A 16816-nucleotide genomic window follows, 5' to 3' on the forward strand; every position below is an offset into this window, starting at 1 on the left:
TCGTCGTCGGGGGTCGGCCCGGTTGCCGGGAAAGCGCCGGGCCGACCGGCCGGCCGCAGGAACGGTGGACGCCGTTCCTACCCCTCCATCGTCTCACCGGGCACTCCCGGCCAACGCTCGGGGTGGGTGACACGCATCCGAGGCCCGGTGATACCGTCGCCCGGTCCGAGGCGCCTGCCTTCGTCCCGGTCGCCTGCCCTCTAGGACAGGCCACGAGACCTAGCGCAGGCGCGTCGTGACGAAAGACAGGCGTCGTGACGGAAGACAGGCGTCGTGACGGAAGACAGGCGCCAACCTGACCTCAGATGGTGGCGATGTCGATCACGTAGCGGTAGCGGACCTTCGACGCGACGACATTGTCGTACGCCTCGTCGATCTGGTCCGCGCCGATGATCTCGACGATAGGCGCGAGCCCGTTCTCAGCGCAGAAGTCCAGCATCTCCTGCGTCTCCCGGATCCCACCGATGTTCGATCCGGCCAGCACCCGGGCCTGCCCGGTGAGCACGCCGAGGTGCACCGACGACGCGTTCTCCGGCAGGCCGACGTTGACCAGCACCCCGTGCGCCTTGAGCAGTTTGAGTAGCGAATCCAGCTCGACGCCGTCGGAGACGGTGGTGACGATCAGGTCGAACGAGCCCCGGAGAGACTTCACCACCCCGCGATCCTGCGTGGACACGTAGTCCGTGGCGCCGAGCTTGAGCCCGTCGTCGCGCTTGGCCAGAGTGCGGCCGAGAACGATGGTCTCGGCCCCCATGGCCGCCGCGATCTGCACGCCCATGTGACCGAGGCCGCCCATGCCGACGATGCCCACCCGTTTGCCAGGCGCGGCGCCCCAACGCTTCAGCGGGGAGTAGAGCGTGATGCCGGCGCACATCAGGGGGGCGGCGTGCTCGAGGCGCATCTGCTCCGGCACGCGCATCAGGTAGTCCTGCTCCACGGTGATGCCTTGCGAGTAGCCGCCGTCGGTGGGCAGCCCGTCGCGACCGGTCCCGTTGTAGGTCCAGACCGCGCCTGGCCGGCCGGTGCAGAACTGCTCCTCACCCTGGAGGCACATCTCGCAGGTGCGGCAGGAATCGACGAAGCAGCCGACGCCAACGCGATCACCCACCTGGAACCTCGTCACCTCCGAGCCCACCTGCCTGACGACGCCCGCGATCTCGTGGCCGCCGACGAACGGGTAGTGGATGGGCCCCCACTCGCCGCGGGCGGTGTGGATGTCCGAGTGACAGATGCCCGTGTACGCGATGTCGAAGTACACCTCGGTGGGGCCCGGCTCGCGACGGCTGATGGTGGTCCTGTGATAGCGGCCGGTGGGTGAATCGATGGCGTAGGCGGCGACGTCGGGCATGACTTCCTCCATGAAGCAGATCCGTGGGACAGCTTGCGATGCTACCCCGTCAGCTTCTACTCGCCGCCGAGACCTTCCATCCACGCCGCGACCTCGGCGCCCGGCGCCGGCTCCTCGGCCGTCGCGGAGGGCAGCGTGCAGCTGGGCGCGACGCCCGGCGCGGGGCCGAACTCCTTGCCGCCGAAGATATAGGTCTTCGCGTAGTCGTAGTACGCGGCGTGCTTGCCTGAATCGTACGGATTGTCCAGCGCGCAGCGGCCGACGTAGTAGCCGACGACGTCTGCGAACGTCTCCGTGACGCTGCGGCCCGCGTACTCGCTGAACCGGCCCTCGCGGGCGAAGAGCTTGGTGAACACCGTCCAGTACTCGGGGTTCTCGTAGCGGTCCGAGTTCCGCACGTGGCCGAGCTCGTGGATCACGAGGCGCACGAGGCGGCCCTCGTCGCCGCTGTCCAGCGCGCGCTGGAACTTCGCGAAGTCCAGCGTGACGTAGTTGGTCTTCGTCAGGCTCCAGTCACCCCAGGCATAGCCGGAGATGTGGGCGGCGTTGAGGCCGAGAGCGCCGTGCACGTTGGCCTGGAGATCCGCGCGGTAGGTGGTGCACTCCACCGCGTCCAGGGTCTCCCACAGGATCTTGATGGAGGGCCTGCGCTGCTCGGTCCACTGGGAACCGGCGAGCTTGAAGCCGAAGGTGGCCGCGAGTTGCTCCTTGAGCTGCTCGATCGACGCGTCAGCCGGGTAGGGCTTCGTCGAGGGGCACGGGGTGGGGATCCCGGTCACTGACGCCACTGGGGCGGGGGCGATGGGCAGCGCCTGGGCAGAGGTGGCGACGACGGAACCCGCGGCGACGACCAGGGAGGCCGTCAACGCTGCGATCCACTTGCGCACAAGCTCTCCCACTCTTCACAGTCAACGACCCCAAGAATCTCTCAGGATTCTCAGATAGTCAAGCTGGTGTGCTTCGTTCACAGGACTCTGGGGATAAGGGTGTGGATAAATCGTTCAAATGGGGCGAACTTGTCCACATCCGGGTTCTGGACTCCGAAGTGACCCTCTGCTCCTCTTACATTTGCGGCCGGAAGGGAGGCCCGATGCACGATCAGAAACGGCCACACACGCCGGAACCCGCTGCGCCCGCCGCGCCCCGGCCGGCCGAGGTCCAGCTGCGCGCACGCCGCAGCCCCAAGCTGATTGCCCTGGGAGCGATGCTCGTGGCGCTCGGCGGGCTCGGCGCCGCAACCCTCTATTCCATGAACGCGGACCATCGCGCGGTCGTCGTGATGGCCGCCGACGTGCGCCGCGGAGACGCGATCGAGCGGGATGATCTTGCGGTCCTCGAGGTCCCCGAGAGCCTCGGCGTCGAGGCCCTTGGCGCGGCGGAGCTGCCGGGCCTCGTCGGGCAGCGCTCGCTGACGGACCTCCCGCAGGGGGCGTTCCCGCTCGCGCGCCACGTCGGCGAGGAACCCCTGCCCAGCGGGCAGGCCCTCATCGGGCTGCGTCTCCCGCTCGGCAAGCTGCCCACCGCTGACATGCCGCCAGGCACCGCGGTGCGCCTCGTCGGACTCCTGGAGGGCACGAACACCGCTGCCCAGGCGGTCGTCGCCAGCTCGCCCGTGCTCCTCGACGACGGGGCCAGCTTCTCCCTGGACGTCCGGGTCTCCGATTCAGACGCGGATTCCGTGGCGCGGCTCTCCGCTGCGGACCTCCTCGCCGTCGTCGTGGTCAGGGGGCAGTGATGGCCGTTGTCCTGCTCACCTCGGCCACCGGCTCGCCCGGGGTCACCACCACCGCCTTGGCGCTCGGCCTGGTCTGGCCGCGACACTCGCTGGTGGCGGACTGTGACAGAGACGCTGCCCAGGCCATCCAGGCCGGCTACCTCCGCGGCATGGATCACGGCGGGCGGGGGCTGATGTCCGTGGCCCAACTCCACCGGGAGGGCACCCCGCTGGCGCCAGAGCTCTGGCGGCACACGCTGCCCCTCACCCAGGGAGGGGACCGGGAGCGGAGGTTCCTCCCCGGATTCTCGACGGCGGGCGCGCCCAGGCTGTTCGAGCACGTGTGGGGCCCACTGGGCGAGGCGTTGGCCTCCCTCGACGACCGCGGGATCGACGTGCTGATCGACGGCGGACGGATCTCGTCGGCGGGGCTGCCGCTGGGCCTGCTCGCCGCGGCGGACGCCGTCGTGGTGTGCGTGAGGTCGTCGCTGCGCTCGCTCGCCGCGGCCAGGATCCATCTGGCCACGCTGGAGGAGCAGCTGCGCTCCATGCCGTCCCCCACGACGGCGGGCCTGGCCGTGGTGGGCCCGGGCCGGCCCTACGCGGCGGGAGAGATCGCGGCGCAGTTCGGCCTCCCCTGCTGGCTGGAGCCGTCGTGGGACCCGCGGCAGGCCGAGGTGCTGAGCGACGGCGCCGTCGAGCCGAGGCGGTTCCACGAAGGTGGGTTCATGGGCAGCTTCCGGGCGGACGCGAAGGCACTGTCGGAGCGCCTCACCCGCACCCGCCAGGCCACGGCCGCGGTGACGGTGAGGGCTTCATGAGCGTCGGACAACTCCCTCCGCTGGCGGGGGCGCTGGGCAGGCTGGGGCTCTTGCCGGCGGACCCCGGGCCCTCGGCGCCGGCCCCTGATCCCTCGTCCGCCCGCAGGGCCGCCGCGCCGTCGGCAGGCGGGCCATCCGTCCCCCAGGACGTGGACTGGCAGCTCGTCGTCGGGCTGCGGCGCGAGGCGGTGGAGCTCATCTCCAACGCCTCCGCCGAGTGGCAGGCCAGCCGCAACCAGCCCATGCCCGAGGAGGACCGCCGGGTCCGCGGGCGCGCCATCATCCGCAGCGTCGTGCACTCCCGGGCGCAGAGCCTCGGCGAGGCCGGGGAGGCCCTGTGGCCGCTCGAGCTGGAGCTGCGTTACGTCGACGCGGTGGACAACGCCATCTTCGGCTATGGCCGGCTCCAGCCGCTGTTCGAGATCCGAGACGCCGAGAACATCGAGATCCACGGCTGCGACACCGTCACCGTGCAGTACGGCGACGGTCACCGCGAGGCGCACGCCGCCGTCGCGGACACCGACGAGGAGCTGGTGGACGCCATCCGCTTCCTGGGTCAGACCGCCTCACCGCCGAGGCCGTTCGACGACCTGCACCCCACCATGACGCTGGCCCTGGGCAATCGCTTCCGGCTGCACGCCATCGGGTTCGGGCTGTCGTTCAGGCCGAGCGTGGTCATCCGGCAGCATCTCCTGACCGACGTCACCCTGGGCGAGTTGGCAGACGACGGGATGCTGCCGCCGCACGTGGCGCGCCTGCTGCAGAGCGCGGTGATGGCGCGAAAGTCAATCGTCATTTCGGGAGACCAGGGCGCGGGCAAGACCACACTGCTGCGTGCACTGATCGCGGCCATCCATCCCACGGAGCGGTTCGGCACGCTGGAGACGGACTATGAGCTGCTCACCCACCTGCTGGGCAACCGTCGCAACATCCTGGCGCTGCAGGCCAGGGTGGGGATGGGCGAGATGGCTGGCGGGACCAGCGTGGGGTCCTACTCGGTGGCGGATCTCATCCCGGAGGCGCTGCGGCAGAACCTCACCCGGATCGTCGTGGGCGAGGTGCGTGGCTCGGAGGCGGGCGCAATGTTTGAAGCCATGCAGTCCGGCGCGGGATGCCTGGCCACGACGCACTCGCATTCGGCGTCGTCGACGATCGACCGCCTGGCGGCCAGGGTGGCGCAGGGCCGGGTGCTGAGCGTCGAGGACGCGATGCATCAGATCGCCCATCACCTCAACTTCATCGTCCACGTCACGCTCCGCGACGACGCCTGGCGTGGCGGCACGAGAGTCCGGTTCGTCTCTGAGGTGAGGCAGCTCACCGGATCCGTCGAGGCGGGCAGGCCGGCCACGCACCTGGTCTACCGCGCGGCCACACCCACCCAGCCCGAGCTCTTCCAGCCTGAGGCGGCGATGGCGGCGGAGTTGGCGCAGTTCGACGGGGCCGGCCCGTGGGGGTGATCCTGGCGGCGCTGTCCGGATCGACGCTGGGCCTGGGTCTGCTGCTGGTGGGGCTCGGCTGGCGCCGCGCTGAGCGGTTATCCACACAGAAGTCCACAGGCCTGTGGGCAAGAGTGTCGCGGTGGTGGACAGGCCTGTCGAGGGCACGGAGGGGCTGGTTGGCGGCCGCCGGCGCCGCAGGGGTGGTGGCCGGCCTCGCGACCGGATCGGTGATGGCGCTGATCCTGCTGCCCGCCATCTCCATCGCCATTCCCCTGCTGCTGAGCGCGCCGCCCAACCGCGAGATCGAGATCCTGGCCGCCCTGGACCGCTGGGTGAGGCTGATCGCCACCTCCCTGTCCTCGGGCAGATCCATCCGGGACGCCATCTTCAGCACCCGCCAGCAGGTGGCGCCGGTGCTGCGCGAGCCCGTCGCACGGCTGTGCACGCGCCTGGATCAGCGCTGGCAGGCCCGGGATGCGCTGTTCGCCATGGCCGACGAGCTGGCCTCCGCAGACGCGGACGCGGTGGTGGCGGCCCTGACCATCGCCTCCGCGAAGGGCGGCGCGGGCGCGCGGGCCACCCTCGGTGCCATCTCCGACAGCATCCAGGCACGCCTCGCCGCGCTGCGCGAGATCTCCGCCGAGCGCGCCAAGCCCCGCGCCGTGGTCAAGCAGGTGACTTTCATCACCCTGGGCGTGCTCGTCGGGGCGTTGGTGATGAATCCGCAGTTCTTCGCCCCATACACCACCCCCCTCGGCCAGCTGATCGCGCTCGGACTGGCCGCCGCCTACCTGGGCTGCCTCGTGATGCTGCGCCGCATGACGGTGCCGCCCGTGGCGCCCCGCTTCCTCCGGAGCGCGCAGTGATCGGGGCGGCAATCGGATTCGGCATGGTGGCCGGCCTGGGCGCCGTCGTGATGGTGCGGGGCTTCACCACTCCCCCGGTGCGGCTGGGAGACGCGTTGGCTCTCCTGGACAGTCGTCAGCCGACGGCGTCGGCGTCGGCGCCCGCCGTCGGCGTGGAGGCGCTGGGCGAACGGGTGCACAGGCGCCTCAGGCTCCCGCTGACCGCCCGCCAGCAGCAGTTGCTGCTCATGCAGGGCCGCAGCGTGGGGGACTTCTTCGTCGAGAAGCTCGTCTGGACGGCGGCCGGGCTCCTGCTCCCGGTGGTGTGGGCCGCGTCTCAGATGGCGTTCGGCGGCTCACCAGGCCCCGCGCCCCTGGCCATCGGCCTCGTGGCCGCAGTGGTCGGCTACTTCGTTGCTGACCTGCGGCTCCGCGGCGGGGCGGAGCAGGAACGCCGCGCCGCCACCGACGGCATCCACACGTTCTTCGATCTCGTCGTGTTGGAGCGGTTGGCCAACTCGTCGGCCGCGCAGGCGGCGGCGAGCGCGGCTGGTGTCTCCGATTCGCCCCTCTTCCGGAGGATCTCATCCGGCCTCGAACGCGCCCGCATGGAGCAGTCCCAGCCATGGTCCGAGCTGCGGGAGGTGGCCCGGGAATGGAACGTGCCGGAGCTGGCGGACTTCGCGGACGTCATGCAGTTGGAGGAGCAGGGCGCGGGCCTGGCGGACGTCCTTCAGGCTCGGGCGCGCGAGCTGCGCGACGCCCACCTGGGCGCCCAACGCACCGCCGCGCAGGAGGCGAGCGAGGCGATGTCGCTGTGGATGACCATCCCCGCCCTGATTCTCGGTCTTGCCCTCCTGGTTCCGCCGCTGCTGAAGCTGTTGGCCACCTGATGTCAAGACCCGGACCACAACTGTGGACGACTATCTACTCTTTCGCCCGCACCTGTGGATAACTCAAGAACTGGCACTGCCCCCCACCACAATCATCACCAGGAGGTTCCCATGTCACCCATCCATCACCTCGTCGGGCTGCTCGTCACCCTTCGTCACCTGCCCCGCGAGCGCGATGAGCGAGGCCTCAGCCAGAGCACGGAGAACGCCATCCTGCTCGCGGGCGCCGCCGCCATCGCCCTGGTGGTCATCACCGCCATCACCGCGTACGTCACAGACCGCCTCCCCAGCTGACATGCGCGCGCACTCAGCCGGCGAGGAGGCAGGGCCATGAGGCTCATCCGCGCCCTCGGCGCCACGCTGGCACTCGCCTTCCTCCTGATCGGCATCCCGTGGCTGCTGCTCCAGGTGGGGAATCCGACGGCGCTCCTCAACGCGGACTGGGCCACGTCGCTCTTCGTGGCGATGGACAGCCGCCTGGTCGTGGCCGCGCTGAGCGTGGTGGGCTGGGTGGCGTGGGCGGTCCTGGCCCTCACCGTCGTCTTCGAGCTGCTGTCCGTGGCCACCCGACGGCGGGTCGCGGTGGCTCTGCCGGGCACCGGCTGGCTCCGTCCAGTCATCGGGGCGCTGGTGTTGGCGGCTGTCGCGGCGCCCAACGCGGCGGTGGCCGACACGGTCGCGGCGCCTGGTGGCCCCGCTGATGCGTCCGGGGGGCGCGCGTCGGTCTCGGCCCGCGCCGAGGCCTCCGTGTCGGATGAGGCGGCAGGGTCACGCACCTACCTGGTCCAGCCGGGCGACGAACTGTGGGGGGTGGCCGAGCAGGAGCTGGGCGAGGGAGGCCGCTGGCGGGAGCTGGTGGCCCTGAACCCAGGGCTCACTGAGTCCACTCGGCTCGAGGCCGGGAGGCGGCTGGTCCTCCCCGAGGAAGCCGCCGTGGGTGCCGTGGAGGAGATGGTGGTGGAGGAGGGTGACACGCTGTGGTCCATCGCGGCGGACGAGCTCGGGGATCCCGAGCGGTGGCCGGAGATCCACCGGCTCAATCAACAGCGCATCGCAGACCCGGACCAGATCGACACCGGTTGGGTCCTCAGCGTCCCAGTTGCCGCTGAGCCGGTCGTCGAGGTTGTCCCAGTGGCTGCGGCGCCGGCGGATCCCCTTCCTGACGAAGTCGCGGTTGAGTCCTCGCTCAGTGACCCCACCGACACCTCCACGCCCAGCCGCCCGCCGGCCACTCCGCGGCCGGACGAAGGTGCCGAGGACCCGCTCCCCGGTCCACCCACCGTTGCCCCATCTGAGCGCGCCGACGAAGCCGCGGCCGCCGTGTCCTCGATGGTTGACGCGGACGACGGCGTGGCCGAGGTGCTCGGCCCCATCGGAGCCATCCTGGCCAGCGGCATCGTGGCGGGCCTGGCCTCACGGCGTCGCCTGCAGCTTCTCGGCCGTGCGATGGGCCGCAGAGCCATCCCGGTCTCACCTCCACTCGCCCGCTTCTGGGCGGCGCTGGCGAGGCGGGCGGAGGAGGCGGAGCCAGGGCAGTCGGCCACCGCCGTCGTCCTCGGGTGGACCGCTGAGGGCGAGACGGTCGCGGCGGACGTGGAGCGGGAGCGGGCGCTGATCCTCACCGGGCCGGCTACGGCGTCGGCGCTGGCCGCTGTGGTGACGGGCCTCAGCTGCGCGCCCTGGGCCGATGAGACGCAGCTTGTCCTGGTGGGCGGCACCGAATGGGCCGACGCCCTGGATGATCCCCGGATCAGCGCCACGCACACCGTCGAGGACGGCGTCCTGGCCCTCACCAGACTCTGCAGCCAACGGCGCCTCGCCATGGCCGGTCGCACCCTCCCCCAGCTCCGCGAGGACGCGGACCTGGCCGGCGTGTGGCAGCCGGTGGTGGTGGTGTTCGTGTCGACGGTGAACCCGGTGCAGCTGGATGCCATCGCCGATGCCCTCGCCCTCGGTGAGGTGGGCGTGAGCGTGGTCGTCGGATCGGAGTCCGCCACCCAGCTCGGCTCGCACCCCGTGACGGTCGATGATCGCTCAGGCACCTGGCGGGGTCAGTCGTTCACGCCCCAACTGCTGACCCAGCCGGCCCGCAGGGCAGTGCTTGAACTGTTCCGCGCAGCCGGCAGCACAGACACAGAGCAGGCTCCGTGGTGGCGCTCGGAGGACGAGCTTCCCCCCAACGTGACGCCCCTTCCGCACTCACCCAGACCGTACGAGGACGCCCCCATGACCGGACGGCTCAGCACTCCCGAGCACCCGATGCTGCTCCTCCTCGGGGATCCGGACCTGATCGGCGCCGCCGGAGACGTTCCTGGGCGCGCCGTGGGCCAGTGCCTCGAGTACTGCGCCTGGCTCCTGGAGAACCCCGGATCCACGCCGACGGCCATGACGCGCGCGCTGCTGATCGCTGAGACCACCCGGCGCTCCAACACCAGCCGCCTGCGCAGCTGGCTGGGCGACGCCCCGGACGGGGTGCAGTACCTGCCGGATGCGTACTCGGGGAGGGTGTCGCTGGATCCGAGGGTGTCCTCGGACTGGGAGCAGTTCCGCACCATGCTGAGCGGTGGCGTGAACCTGTCCTCGGACGCTGCTCTCGTGGCGGCGCTGCGCCTGGTGCGCGGCGAGCCCCTTGGCTCCTTCGAGTTCCAATGGGGCTGGGCGCACCAGCTGCGCTCGGACATGGTGTCCATGGTCGTGGACGCGGCCAGTGTGCTGGCGGACCGGGCGCTGGAGCGCAGCGCGGCCGAGGCCGCCCTCTGGGCGGTACGAAGGGGACGTCTCGCTGCGCCCTCGAACGACGCCCTCGCATCGCGGGAGATCCTGGCCCTCGCCCTGGCCGGTCGTTCCTCCGAGGCCAACGGCGCCGCGGTGGCCCTGACCCGGACGGCCCGCGCCGAGGGCCGTGACCTGGCGCCGGACCTCTCCAGGCGAATCCAGGCCGCGCTCCACGCACCGTCGGCCCGCCGCGCAATGGCGGGGGCCCCCGAGGCGTGAGCTCCTAGACCAGTCCGAGGCCCGCCAGCGAGGACCTCTTCGCCAGGGCTGGGCGCAGTGCGTCGCGGCCCGGCTCACCGAAGACCTCGAGGAAACCATCGACGAACAGCGGGGGCAACTCCTCCGCCGGGCTCCCGGCGCGGCACTCCACCAGCGCCGCCAGCGCGGTCGCGGCATCCTTGGCCGCCTTGGCGCGCAGCTGGTCTGGCTGCAGCCGATTCATCCCCCACACCACCGACGAGTATTGGGGATCGGTCAGGCAGGTCTGGAAGTAGACGGCTGCGGCGTCGCGCAGCTGGTCCTGCACAGCCGGCAGCCCCACCGCGGCGACGGCGGCCCGCACCTCACGCCCGGCATAGAAGCCCTCGATGGCGCGTCGAACCTGGGTGAGGCTGGGAGTGAGTCGATCCTGGCGGGCATGCACCAGGATGGTCAGCCAGAAGCCGAGGAACCTGTCCCCGTCGTCGCGCTTGCCGTAGCGGGCGCGACGCAGCGCGGGATCGAGCTCATCGCGGGGGGCCTCCACCATGCCCGCAACCTACCACCGTGCTGGACGGGGGCCACGCCCCGCCGTCAGCCTGCCAGGGCGAGCGCGCGGGCCACGATGATGGCCACGAACACCGCCGCCAACAGACCCACCAACGGCCACTGCCAGGCGGCGCGGCGCTCCTTGGGCAGGTACATGATCAAGGCCGCCGTCGCCGCGCCGCCGAGGAGGCCGCCGAGGTGCCCCTGCCAGCTGATGCCCGCCCAGGTGAACGACAGGACGACGTTGAGTCCAAGCCAGAAGAGGATGCCGCGCACGTCTCCCTTGTGCCGGACGGCGATCAGCAGAAGACCCCCCATCAACCCGTAGATGGCACCAGAGGCGCCGATGGTCGAGAGGAATGGCTCCGAGAAGAGCATCACCGCGGCCGACCCACCCAGGAGCGCCACCAGGTAGACCGCCAGGTACCGCGCCCGGCCGAGCACCTGCTCGATAGTGGGCCCGAGCAGCCACAGCACCAGCATGTTGAACAGGATGTGGAGGGGGGCGGCGTGGGTGAAGCCGGAGGTGATCACCTGCCAGGGGGCGCCCGTGGCCACCCCCGCCTGCCACACGTAGCCCTCCGCTGCGCAGCCGGCCGCGTCCGTGAGCAGGATCTGGTCGCCCACCGGGCAGATGCCCTGCGGGGTCAGGGCGAACAGGTTGAACAGGGACCCGAAGGATCCCCCCGTCAGCAGGACCCCCGCGAACACGACGACGTTGATCACGATCAGCGCGATCGAGGTGGCGCGCGGGTTGGCCGCCCGAGTCCCCCCGTAGGGGAGTTGGAGTTGCCGTGTCTCGCGGTGGCCGCGGGACACGCACTCAGGGCACTGGAAGCCGACCGCGCCGGGGATCATGCACTGCGGACAGATGGGCCGGTCGCAGCGCTGGCACGCGATACGCGTGGGTTGATCGGGGTGTCGATAACACGTCGACGACTCGGCATCCATGCGACGAGCGTACCCAGCCGCCGCAGCGGGGCGGCTCCGTGGTTGTGGGCTGAGGGCCCGGGCTGGACGGGCTCGGGGCTGCTACTGCCCGACGGGCCGGCGCGACGCCGCCCAGGCCTCGCGGAACTCGGGATCATCCATGACCAGGTACACCAGGCCGCAGTCCTGCGGCCCCGTCACACTTGCCTGGCACAGGGTGCACGGCTCCCCCGGGCGCAGCGGGCACTTCGCGTCGGGTCGTCGCCGCGGGAGGGAGGGCTGGGGTGCCTTGAGCATCGTGAGTCCCATTCTAGGGCGAGCGGTCTTGGCCACTCCGGGCGGGTGGGCCGGTAAGTTGTGCCCATGGGTCACGGGCATGGGCACGGGCACGGCAGCCACGGGGTCGTCGAGGTGGGCCAGCGCGCCCGCACCCTGCTCACCGGCCTGCTGGTGGTGTTCGGCGTCCTCGCCATCGCCGGGCTGATCTGGCTGTGGCCCAGCCAGAGCGAGGTGTCCGCGGCGCTCAACAAGATCTCCGACGCCCCGGGGGTCACCTACGAGCAGGCCACCATCGACTCGATCGTGGACGGGTGCGAGTCCTCCGTCGAGACGCCGACGGGGACGGCGGCGTGCATGACCGCCACCGTCACGCTCACCTCAGGTCCGGACGCCGGCGAGCAGGCTGCCGTCGAGCTCACCGGCCCCAACGTGCACAACGGGTTGCGAGCCGGAGACACCATCGAGGTGGCGCGCGTGCCCACCTCTGACGGCATCCACTACGCGTTCAACGGCATCAACAGACTGCCGGTGCTCCTCACGATGGCAGTACTGTTCACTGTGGCGGTGGTCGCGGTGGCGCGCTGGCGCGGGCTGTTCGCGCTGGTGGGGCTGGTCATCGCCGGCGGGATCCTGCTGGGCTTCATGCTGCCGGCCATCATCGTCGGGAAGCCGGGAATGGCGGTGGCGCTGTCCGGGTCCACGGTGATCATGTTCATCGTCCTCTACGTGGCCCACGGGGTGTCGATGCGCACGTCGGCGGCGCTGGCCGGCACCCTTCTCGGCCTCGCCGTCACCACCACGCTGGGGACGATCGCCGTCAGCGCGGCACGCCTGTCAGGCTTCGCCGAGGAGAACGAGTACGACCTGGCCCAACTCGCCCCAGGCATCAACTTCCAGGAACTGCTGATGGTGGGCATCATCATCGGCGGCCTGGGCGTGCTCAACGACGTGACAATCACGCAGGCCTCGGCCGTGTGGGAGCTGCGTGCCGCCGCGCCGGAGTGGACGCGGGCGAAGGTGTTCTCGGCGGGGATGCGGATCGGGCGGGACCACATCGCGTCCACCATCTACACCATCGTGTTCGCCTACGCCGGTGGCGCCCTGACCATCCTGCTGCTGCTGTTCTTCACCACCCGGGAGCCGCTGGACCTGTTCGGGCTCGAGCTGTTCGCCGGGGAGGGCGTGCGGACGTTCGCCTCGGCCATCGGGCTGATCCTCGCGGTGCCCATCACGACCGGCATCGCGGCGCTCACCGTCGGCCCCGCACGGGAATCGCACGCCCCCCCCAAGCACAGCGGCCCCGTCCCCGACCCCGCTCCGGGCCACGGCGTCGAGCCGGCTCATGACCCCGCCGTCGGGCCAGGATAGACGAGGCCTGACCAGCCATCACGGATTGACTGCCACCGCCGGGCCGTGCATTGTTGGCCCAACACACATTGCGTGCTCTGGGGGCGGTGAAATTCCGCACCGGCGGTGACAGTCCGCGACCCGGCCAACTCGTTGGCCGGTTGACCAGGTGGAACTCCTGGACCGACGGTTAAAGTCCGGATGGGAAGCGCACGCAGCGGTCAGCGGCAGCGTACCTGCCGCTTGGTCGTGTACCCCCGGAGCGCGCCCGAAGAGGACAGCGGGCACCGTGCACGAATCACCGGCCGAACAGAGCGCTATGACGCGGGCACTGCAGCTGGCGGCTGCAGAAGACGCGCCGCACGGCCCCAACCCTCGCGTCGGCTGCGTGCTCCTCACACCCGACGGGCGCACAATCGCTGAGGGTCACCATCGGGGAGCGGGCACACCACACGCCGAGGTCGACGCCCTGACCGCCGCGGGGGTGCGTGCCCATGGCGCCACCGCCGTGGTCACCCTTGAGCCATGCAACCACACCGGGCGCACAGGCCCCTGCACGGAAGCTCTGATAGCGGCCGGCGTGCGGCGGGTCGTCTTCGCGCAGGAGGATCCCAACCCCGAGGCGTCGGGCGGTGCCCGGCGGTTGAGTGACGCGGGCATCGACGTTGCCGGAGGACTCCTTGCTGACGAGGCGGCAGCCCTCAACAAGGCATGGGGCATCGCCGTGAGCCGCGGCCGACCCTACGTCTCCTGGAAGTTCGCCTCAACGCTCGACGGGCGGACCTCGGCCTCTGACGGCACTTCGCGCTGGGTGTCGTCGAGGGCCGCACGTGCCGACGCCCACCGGCTGCGTGCACGTTGCGACGCGATCCTCGCCGGGACCGGCACCGTAACCATCGACGACCCACACCTGACGATCCGCGACTCCGCCGGGACCCTGGCGGACATCCAGCCACTGCGGGTGGTCATGGGGCTGCGGAAACCCCACCCCGGAAGCCGCGTGCTCGACGGCGCCGCCGACTCGATCCACCTCCCCACCCGCGACCCGCACTCGGCCCTGGCCGAGCTTCACCGGCGCGGGCGCAGGCATGTGCTGCTCGAGGGCGGTCCCACGCTTGCGGCAGCTTTCCTCCGCGAGGCCCTGATCGACGAGATCGTCGCCTACATCGCGCCGGCCCTTCTCGGAGCTGGCAGCCCGGTCGTCGGCGACCTCGGCATCGGCACCATCTCGCAGGCGTTGCGCCTCGACCTCGACGAGGCCACCGTCCTCCCACCTGTGGACCCCACTGACCAACCCGCGCTGCGCCTCACGCTGCGCCCACCCTCCCCCACCCCCCTCGAAGGAGCGTTCTGACATGTTCACCGGAATCGTCGAAGAGCTGGGCCAAGTGCTCGCACTCGATCCACACCCCGACGCACTGACCCTCACCATCGGGGGGCCGCTGGTCACCGGCGACGCCCGCCCCGGGGACTCGATCGCCGTCAACGGGTGCTGCCTCACCGTCGTCACTCTTGACGGGCCCACTTTCACGGCAGACCTCATGCAGGAGACCCTCGACAAGACCTCCCTCGGTTCACTGGAGCCGGGCAGCCCGGTGAACCTCGAACGGTCCGTCACCGCGACAGGGAGGCTCGGCGGCCACATCGTGCAGGGCCACGTCGACGGGACCGGCCACGTCGTGTCGCGCCACCCCAGCCAGCACTGGGACACCGTGACCTTCGCGTTGCCGTCGGCGCTCGCCCGCTACGTTGTGCCCAAGGGATCGATCGCCGTCGACGGCACGAGCCTGACCGTGGTGGAGGTCGACGACGACGCCGCTACCTTCACCGTCGGGCTGATCCCGGAGACCCTGCAGCGCACCACCCTGGGCCTCCGGCAGGCCGGCGACCTCGTCAACCTTGAGGTTGACATCATCGCCAAGTACGTCGAACGGCTGGTCACCCGATGACCCTCCAGCTGGACACCGTCGCCCGAGCCATCCAGGACATCGCAGCCGGCCGCCCGGTCGTGGTGGTGGACGACGAGTCACGGGAGAACGAGGGCGACATCATCTTCGCCGCCGAGAAGGCGACTCCCCAGCTGATGGCCTTCACCGTCCGCTACTCAAGCGGTGTGGTCTGCGCGCCGATGACGGGCGAGCTGCTGGACCGCCTGCAGATCCCGCTGATGACCCGCGACAACGACGACCAGTACCGGACCGCTTTCACCGTGACCGTCGATGCGCGCACCGGGGTGACCACGGGCATCAGCGCGGCGGACCGGGCCCACACCGTCCAGATGCTGGCCAACCCGGCGACGGGGGCCAGGGATCTGACCAGGCCGGGGCATGTCTTCCCGCTGCGGTATCGGGAGGGCGGGGTGCTCGCCCGGCGTGGGCACACCGAGGCGGCCGTTGACCTCGCGCGGCTGGCCGGGCTCCGGCCGGTGGGCGTGCTCGTGGAGATCGTCAACGACGACGGCACCATGAAACGGGGCCAGGCGCTCCGTGACTTCGCCGACGAGCACGGCCTAGCGCTGATCTCCATCGAGGACCTGGTGGTCCACCGGGAACGTGCCGAACGGTTGGTCGAGCGGGCCGCCGAGGCACATCTGCCCACTCGCCACGGAGACTTCCTCGCGATCGGTTACCGCACCGTCGAGGGCGAGGAGCACGTCGCGCTGACCCTCGGCGACCTCGGCGGCCCCAAGCCTCCGCTCACGCGGGTCCACTCTGAGTGCCTCACCGGCGACGTCTTCGGCAGCATCCGCTGCGACTGTGGCCCACAGCTGGACCTGGCGCTGGCCCGGATCGCGGCGGAGGGACGAGGGCTGATCGTGTATCTGCGCGGCCACGAGGGTCGGGGCATCGGCCTCATCGCCAAGCTGCATGCGTACGCACTCCAGCAGTCCGGCCGCGACACCGTCGATGCCAATACCGATCTCGGTCTCCCGATCGATGCCCGGCGCTATACCGCCGCCGCGCAGATCATCCGCGACCTCGGCGTCCCTGCCGTCCGGCTGCTCACCAACAACCCGGCCAAGGTCACCGCCCTCGAGGAGTTGGGGACCAGCGTCACGGAACGAGTCCCCATCCTCGTACCGCCAGGGGAACACAGCCTGGCCTACCTCACCACCAAACGGGAACGGATGGGACATCTTCTCAGTCCCCTGCTTCCCACCAGCGCCCAAGGAGACCTCACATGAGTGGACACGGCGCCCCCGCCACCAGTGGACTAGATGCCCGCGACCTCCGCGTCGCAATCGTCGCGGCCAGCTGGCACCAGACGGTGATGGACGGCCTCCTCGCGGGTGCGCTGCGCGCCTGCGTGGCCGCCGGTGCCGATCCGACGGTGGTCCGCGTGCCCGGCAGCTTCGAGCTGCCCGTGGCAGCCGACGCTCTCGCCCGTACCCACGACGCCGTCGCGGCCCTCGGCGTCGTCATTCGGGGAGGGACGCCACACTTCGAGTACGTGTGTGCCGCGGCGACGGACGGCCTCACCCGCGTGGCTCTCGATCATGGCACCCCCGTCGGCTTCGGGTTGCTCACCTGTGACACCGAGGAGCAGGCACTCGCCCGGGCAGGTTTGGCGGGCTCTGTCGAGGACAAGGGCTTCGAGGCGGCGCACGCGGCCATCGAGACCGCACTCACCCTCCGCTCCCTCCGACGGGTCGGATAGGCCCCAGCTCAGGCGACGGGG

General features: G+C 70.8%; 17 protein-coding genes and 1 riboswitch. Of the genes, 12 read left to right on the plus strand and 5 right to left on the minus strand.

The annotated features are described in order from the left end of the window. Nucleotides 1–301: 301 nt before the first annotated feature. Together ACZK39_RS06125 and ACZK39_RS06130 are read right to left on the minus strand one after the other, a co-directional pair. Complete coding sequence (locus ACZK39_RS06125; RefSeq protein WP_463612840.1) at nucleotides 302–1360, minus strand: NAD(P)-dependent alcohol dehydrogenase; 1059 nt, start codon at nucleotides 1358–1360, stop codon at nucleotides 302–304. 44 nt (nucleotides 1361–1404) lie between these two features. Beyond that, entirely contained in the window at nucleotides 1405–2247 is an 843-nt protein-coding gene (locus ACZK39_RS06130; protein WP_463612841.1) for a hypothetical protein, read from the minus strand. Nucleotides 2248–2438: 191 nt separating this feature from the next. On the opposite strand from ACZK39_RS06130, the gene ACZK39_RS06135 reads away from it, so the two are divergent. The 7 genes from ACZK39_RS06135 (at nucleotide 2439) to ACZK39_RS06165 (ending at nucleotide 10054) form a co-directional block, all read left to right on the plus strand. After that, nucleotides 2439–3083, plus strand: a complete 645-nt coding sequence (locus tag ACZK39_RS06135) for a CpaB family protein (RefSeq protein WP_463612842.1) — start codon at nucleotides 2439–2441, stop codon at nucleotides 3081–3083. Next, entirely contained in the window at nucleotides 3083–3883 is an 801-nt protein-coding gene (locus ACZK39_RS06140) for a hypothetical protein (RefSeq protein ID WP_463612843.1), read from the plus strand. The genes ACZK39_RS06135 and ACZK39_RS06140 overlap by 1 nt, the downstream gene beginning before the upstream one ends. Continuing rightward, the gene (locus ACZK39_RS06145) at nucleotides 3880–5340 is read left to right on the plus strand and encodes a TadA family conjugal transfer-associated ATPase (protein WP_463612844.1); all 1461 of its coding nucleotides are present in this window, start codon (nucleotides 3880–3882) and stop codon (nucleotides 5338–5340) included. Before ACZK39_RS06140 ends, ACZK39_RS06145 begins: the two co-directional genes overlap by 4 nt. Beyond that, a complete protein-coding gene (locus ACZK39_RS06150; protein ID WP_463612845.1) occupies nucleotides 5331–6188 on the plus strand; it encodes a type II secretion system F family protein in 858 nt (285 codons plus the stop codon). Before ACZK39_RS06145 ends, ACZK39_RS06150 begins: the two co-directional genes overlap by 10 nt. Continuing rightward, nucleotides 6185–7060: a type II secretion system F family protein gene (locus ACZK39_RS06155; protein ID WP_463612846.1), complete on the plus strand. Its 876-nt coding sequence runs from the start codon at nucleotides 6185–6187 to the stop codon at nucleotides 7058–7060. Before ACZK39_RS06150 ends, ACZK39_RS06155 begins: the two co-directional genes overlap by 4 nt. A 111-nt stretch (nucleotides 7061–7171) precedes the next feature. Beyond that, nucleotides 7172–7354 carry a hypothetical protein gene (locus tag ACZK39_RS06160; RefSeq protein WP_182781000.1) on the plus strand — a complete coding sequence of 61 codons (183 nt, stop codon included), beginning with the start codon at nucleotides 7172–7174 and terminating at the stop codon, nucleotides 7352–7354. 36 nt (nucleotides 7355–7390) lie between these two features. Next, entirely contained in the window at nucleotides 7391–10054 is a 2664-nt protein-coding gene (locus tag ACZK39_RS06165) for a LysM peptidoglycan-binding domain-containing protein (RefSeq protein ID WP_459055730.1), read from the plus strand. Between the two features lie 4 nt (nucleotides 10055–10058). Here ACZK39_RS06165 and ACZK39_RS06170 read toward each other — a convergent pair whose 3' ends face one another. The 3 genes from ACZK39_RS06170 to ACZK39_RS06180 form a co-directional block, all read right to left on the minus strand. Further along, on the minus strand, nucleotides 10059–10583 hold the full coding sequence (locus ACZK39_RS06170) for a DUF6553 family protein (protein ID WP_459055729.1): 525 nt from the start codon (nucleotides 10581–10583) through the stop codon (nucleotides 10059–10061). Between the two features lie 44 nt (nucleotides 10584–10627). Then, nucleotides 10628–11533 (minus strand): rhomboid family intramembrane serine protease, encoded by a 906-nt coding sequence (locus ACZK39_RS06175; protein WP_459055728.1) that lies wholly within the window; start codon nucleotides 11531–11533, stop codon nucleotides 10628–10630. A gap of 81 nt (nucleotides 11534–11614) precedes the next feature. Next, nucleotides 11615–11809, minus strand: a complete 195-nt coding sequence (locus tag ACZK39_RS06180) for a DUF6767 domain-containing protein (protein ID WP_182781003.1) — start codon at nucleotides 11807–11809, stop codon at nucleotides 11615–11617. 66 nt (nucleotides 11810–11875) lie between these two features. Here ACZK39_RS06180 and ACZK39_RS06185 point away from each other — a divergent pair, with 66 nt between their 5' ends. The 5 genes from ACZK39_RS06185 (at nucleotide 11876) to ribH (ending at nucleotide 16795) form a co-directional block, all read left to right on the plus strand. Next, nucleotides 11876–13159, plus strand: coding sequence for a YibE/F family protein (locus tag ACZK39_RS06185; RefSeq protein ID WP_459055727.1), 1284 nt, complete (start codon nucleotides 11876–11878; stop codon nucleotides 13157–13159). A gap of 68 nt (nucleotides 13160–13227) precedes the next feature. Next, nucleotides 13228–13356, plus strand: a riboswitch (FMN riboswitch). Between the two features lie 101 nt (nucleotides 13357–13457). Further along, complete coding sequence (gene ribD / locus ACZK39_RS06190; protein WP_459055726.1) at nucleotides 13458–14492, plus strand: bifunctional diaminohydroxyphosphoribosylaminopyrimidine deaminase/5-amino-6-(5-phosphoribosylamino)uracil reductase RibD; 1035 nt, start codon at nucleotides 13458–13460, stop codon at nucleotides 14490–14492. 1 nt (nucleotide 14493) lies between these two features. Beyond that, nucleotides 14494–15087 (plus strand): riboflavin synthase, encoded by a 594-nt coding sequence (locus ACZK39_RS06195; RefSeq protein ID WP_459055725.1) that lies wholly within the window; start codon nucleotides 14494–14496, stop codon nucleotides 15085–15087. Next, nucleotides 15084–16322, plus strand: coding sequence for a bifunctional 3,4-dihydroxy-2-butanone-4-phosphate synthase/GTP cyclohydrolase II (locus ACZK39_RS06200; protein WP_459055724.1), 1239 nt, complete (start codon nucleotides 15084–15086; stop codon nucleotides 16320–16322). The genes ACZK39_RS06195 and ACZK39_RS06200 overlap by 4 nt, the downstream gene beginning before the upstream one ends. Beyond that, nucleotides 16319–16795, plus strand: coding sequence for a 6,7-dimethyl-8-ribityllumazine synthase (ribH, locus tag ACZK39_RS06205; RefSeq protein WP_459055723.1), 477 nt, complete (start codon nucleotides 16319–16321; stop codon nucleotides 16793–16795). The genes ACZK39_RS06200 and ribH overlap by 4 nt, the downstream gene beginning before the upstream one ends. Nucleotides 16796–16816 lie beyond the last annotated feature (21 nt).

The organism is Tessaracoccus luoxuelianae, assembly GCF_055326245.1.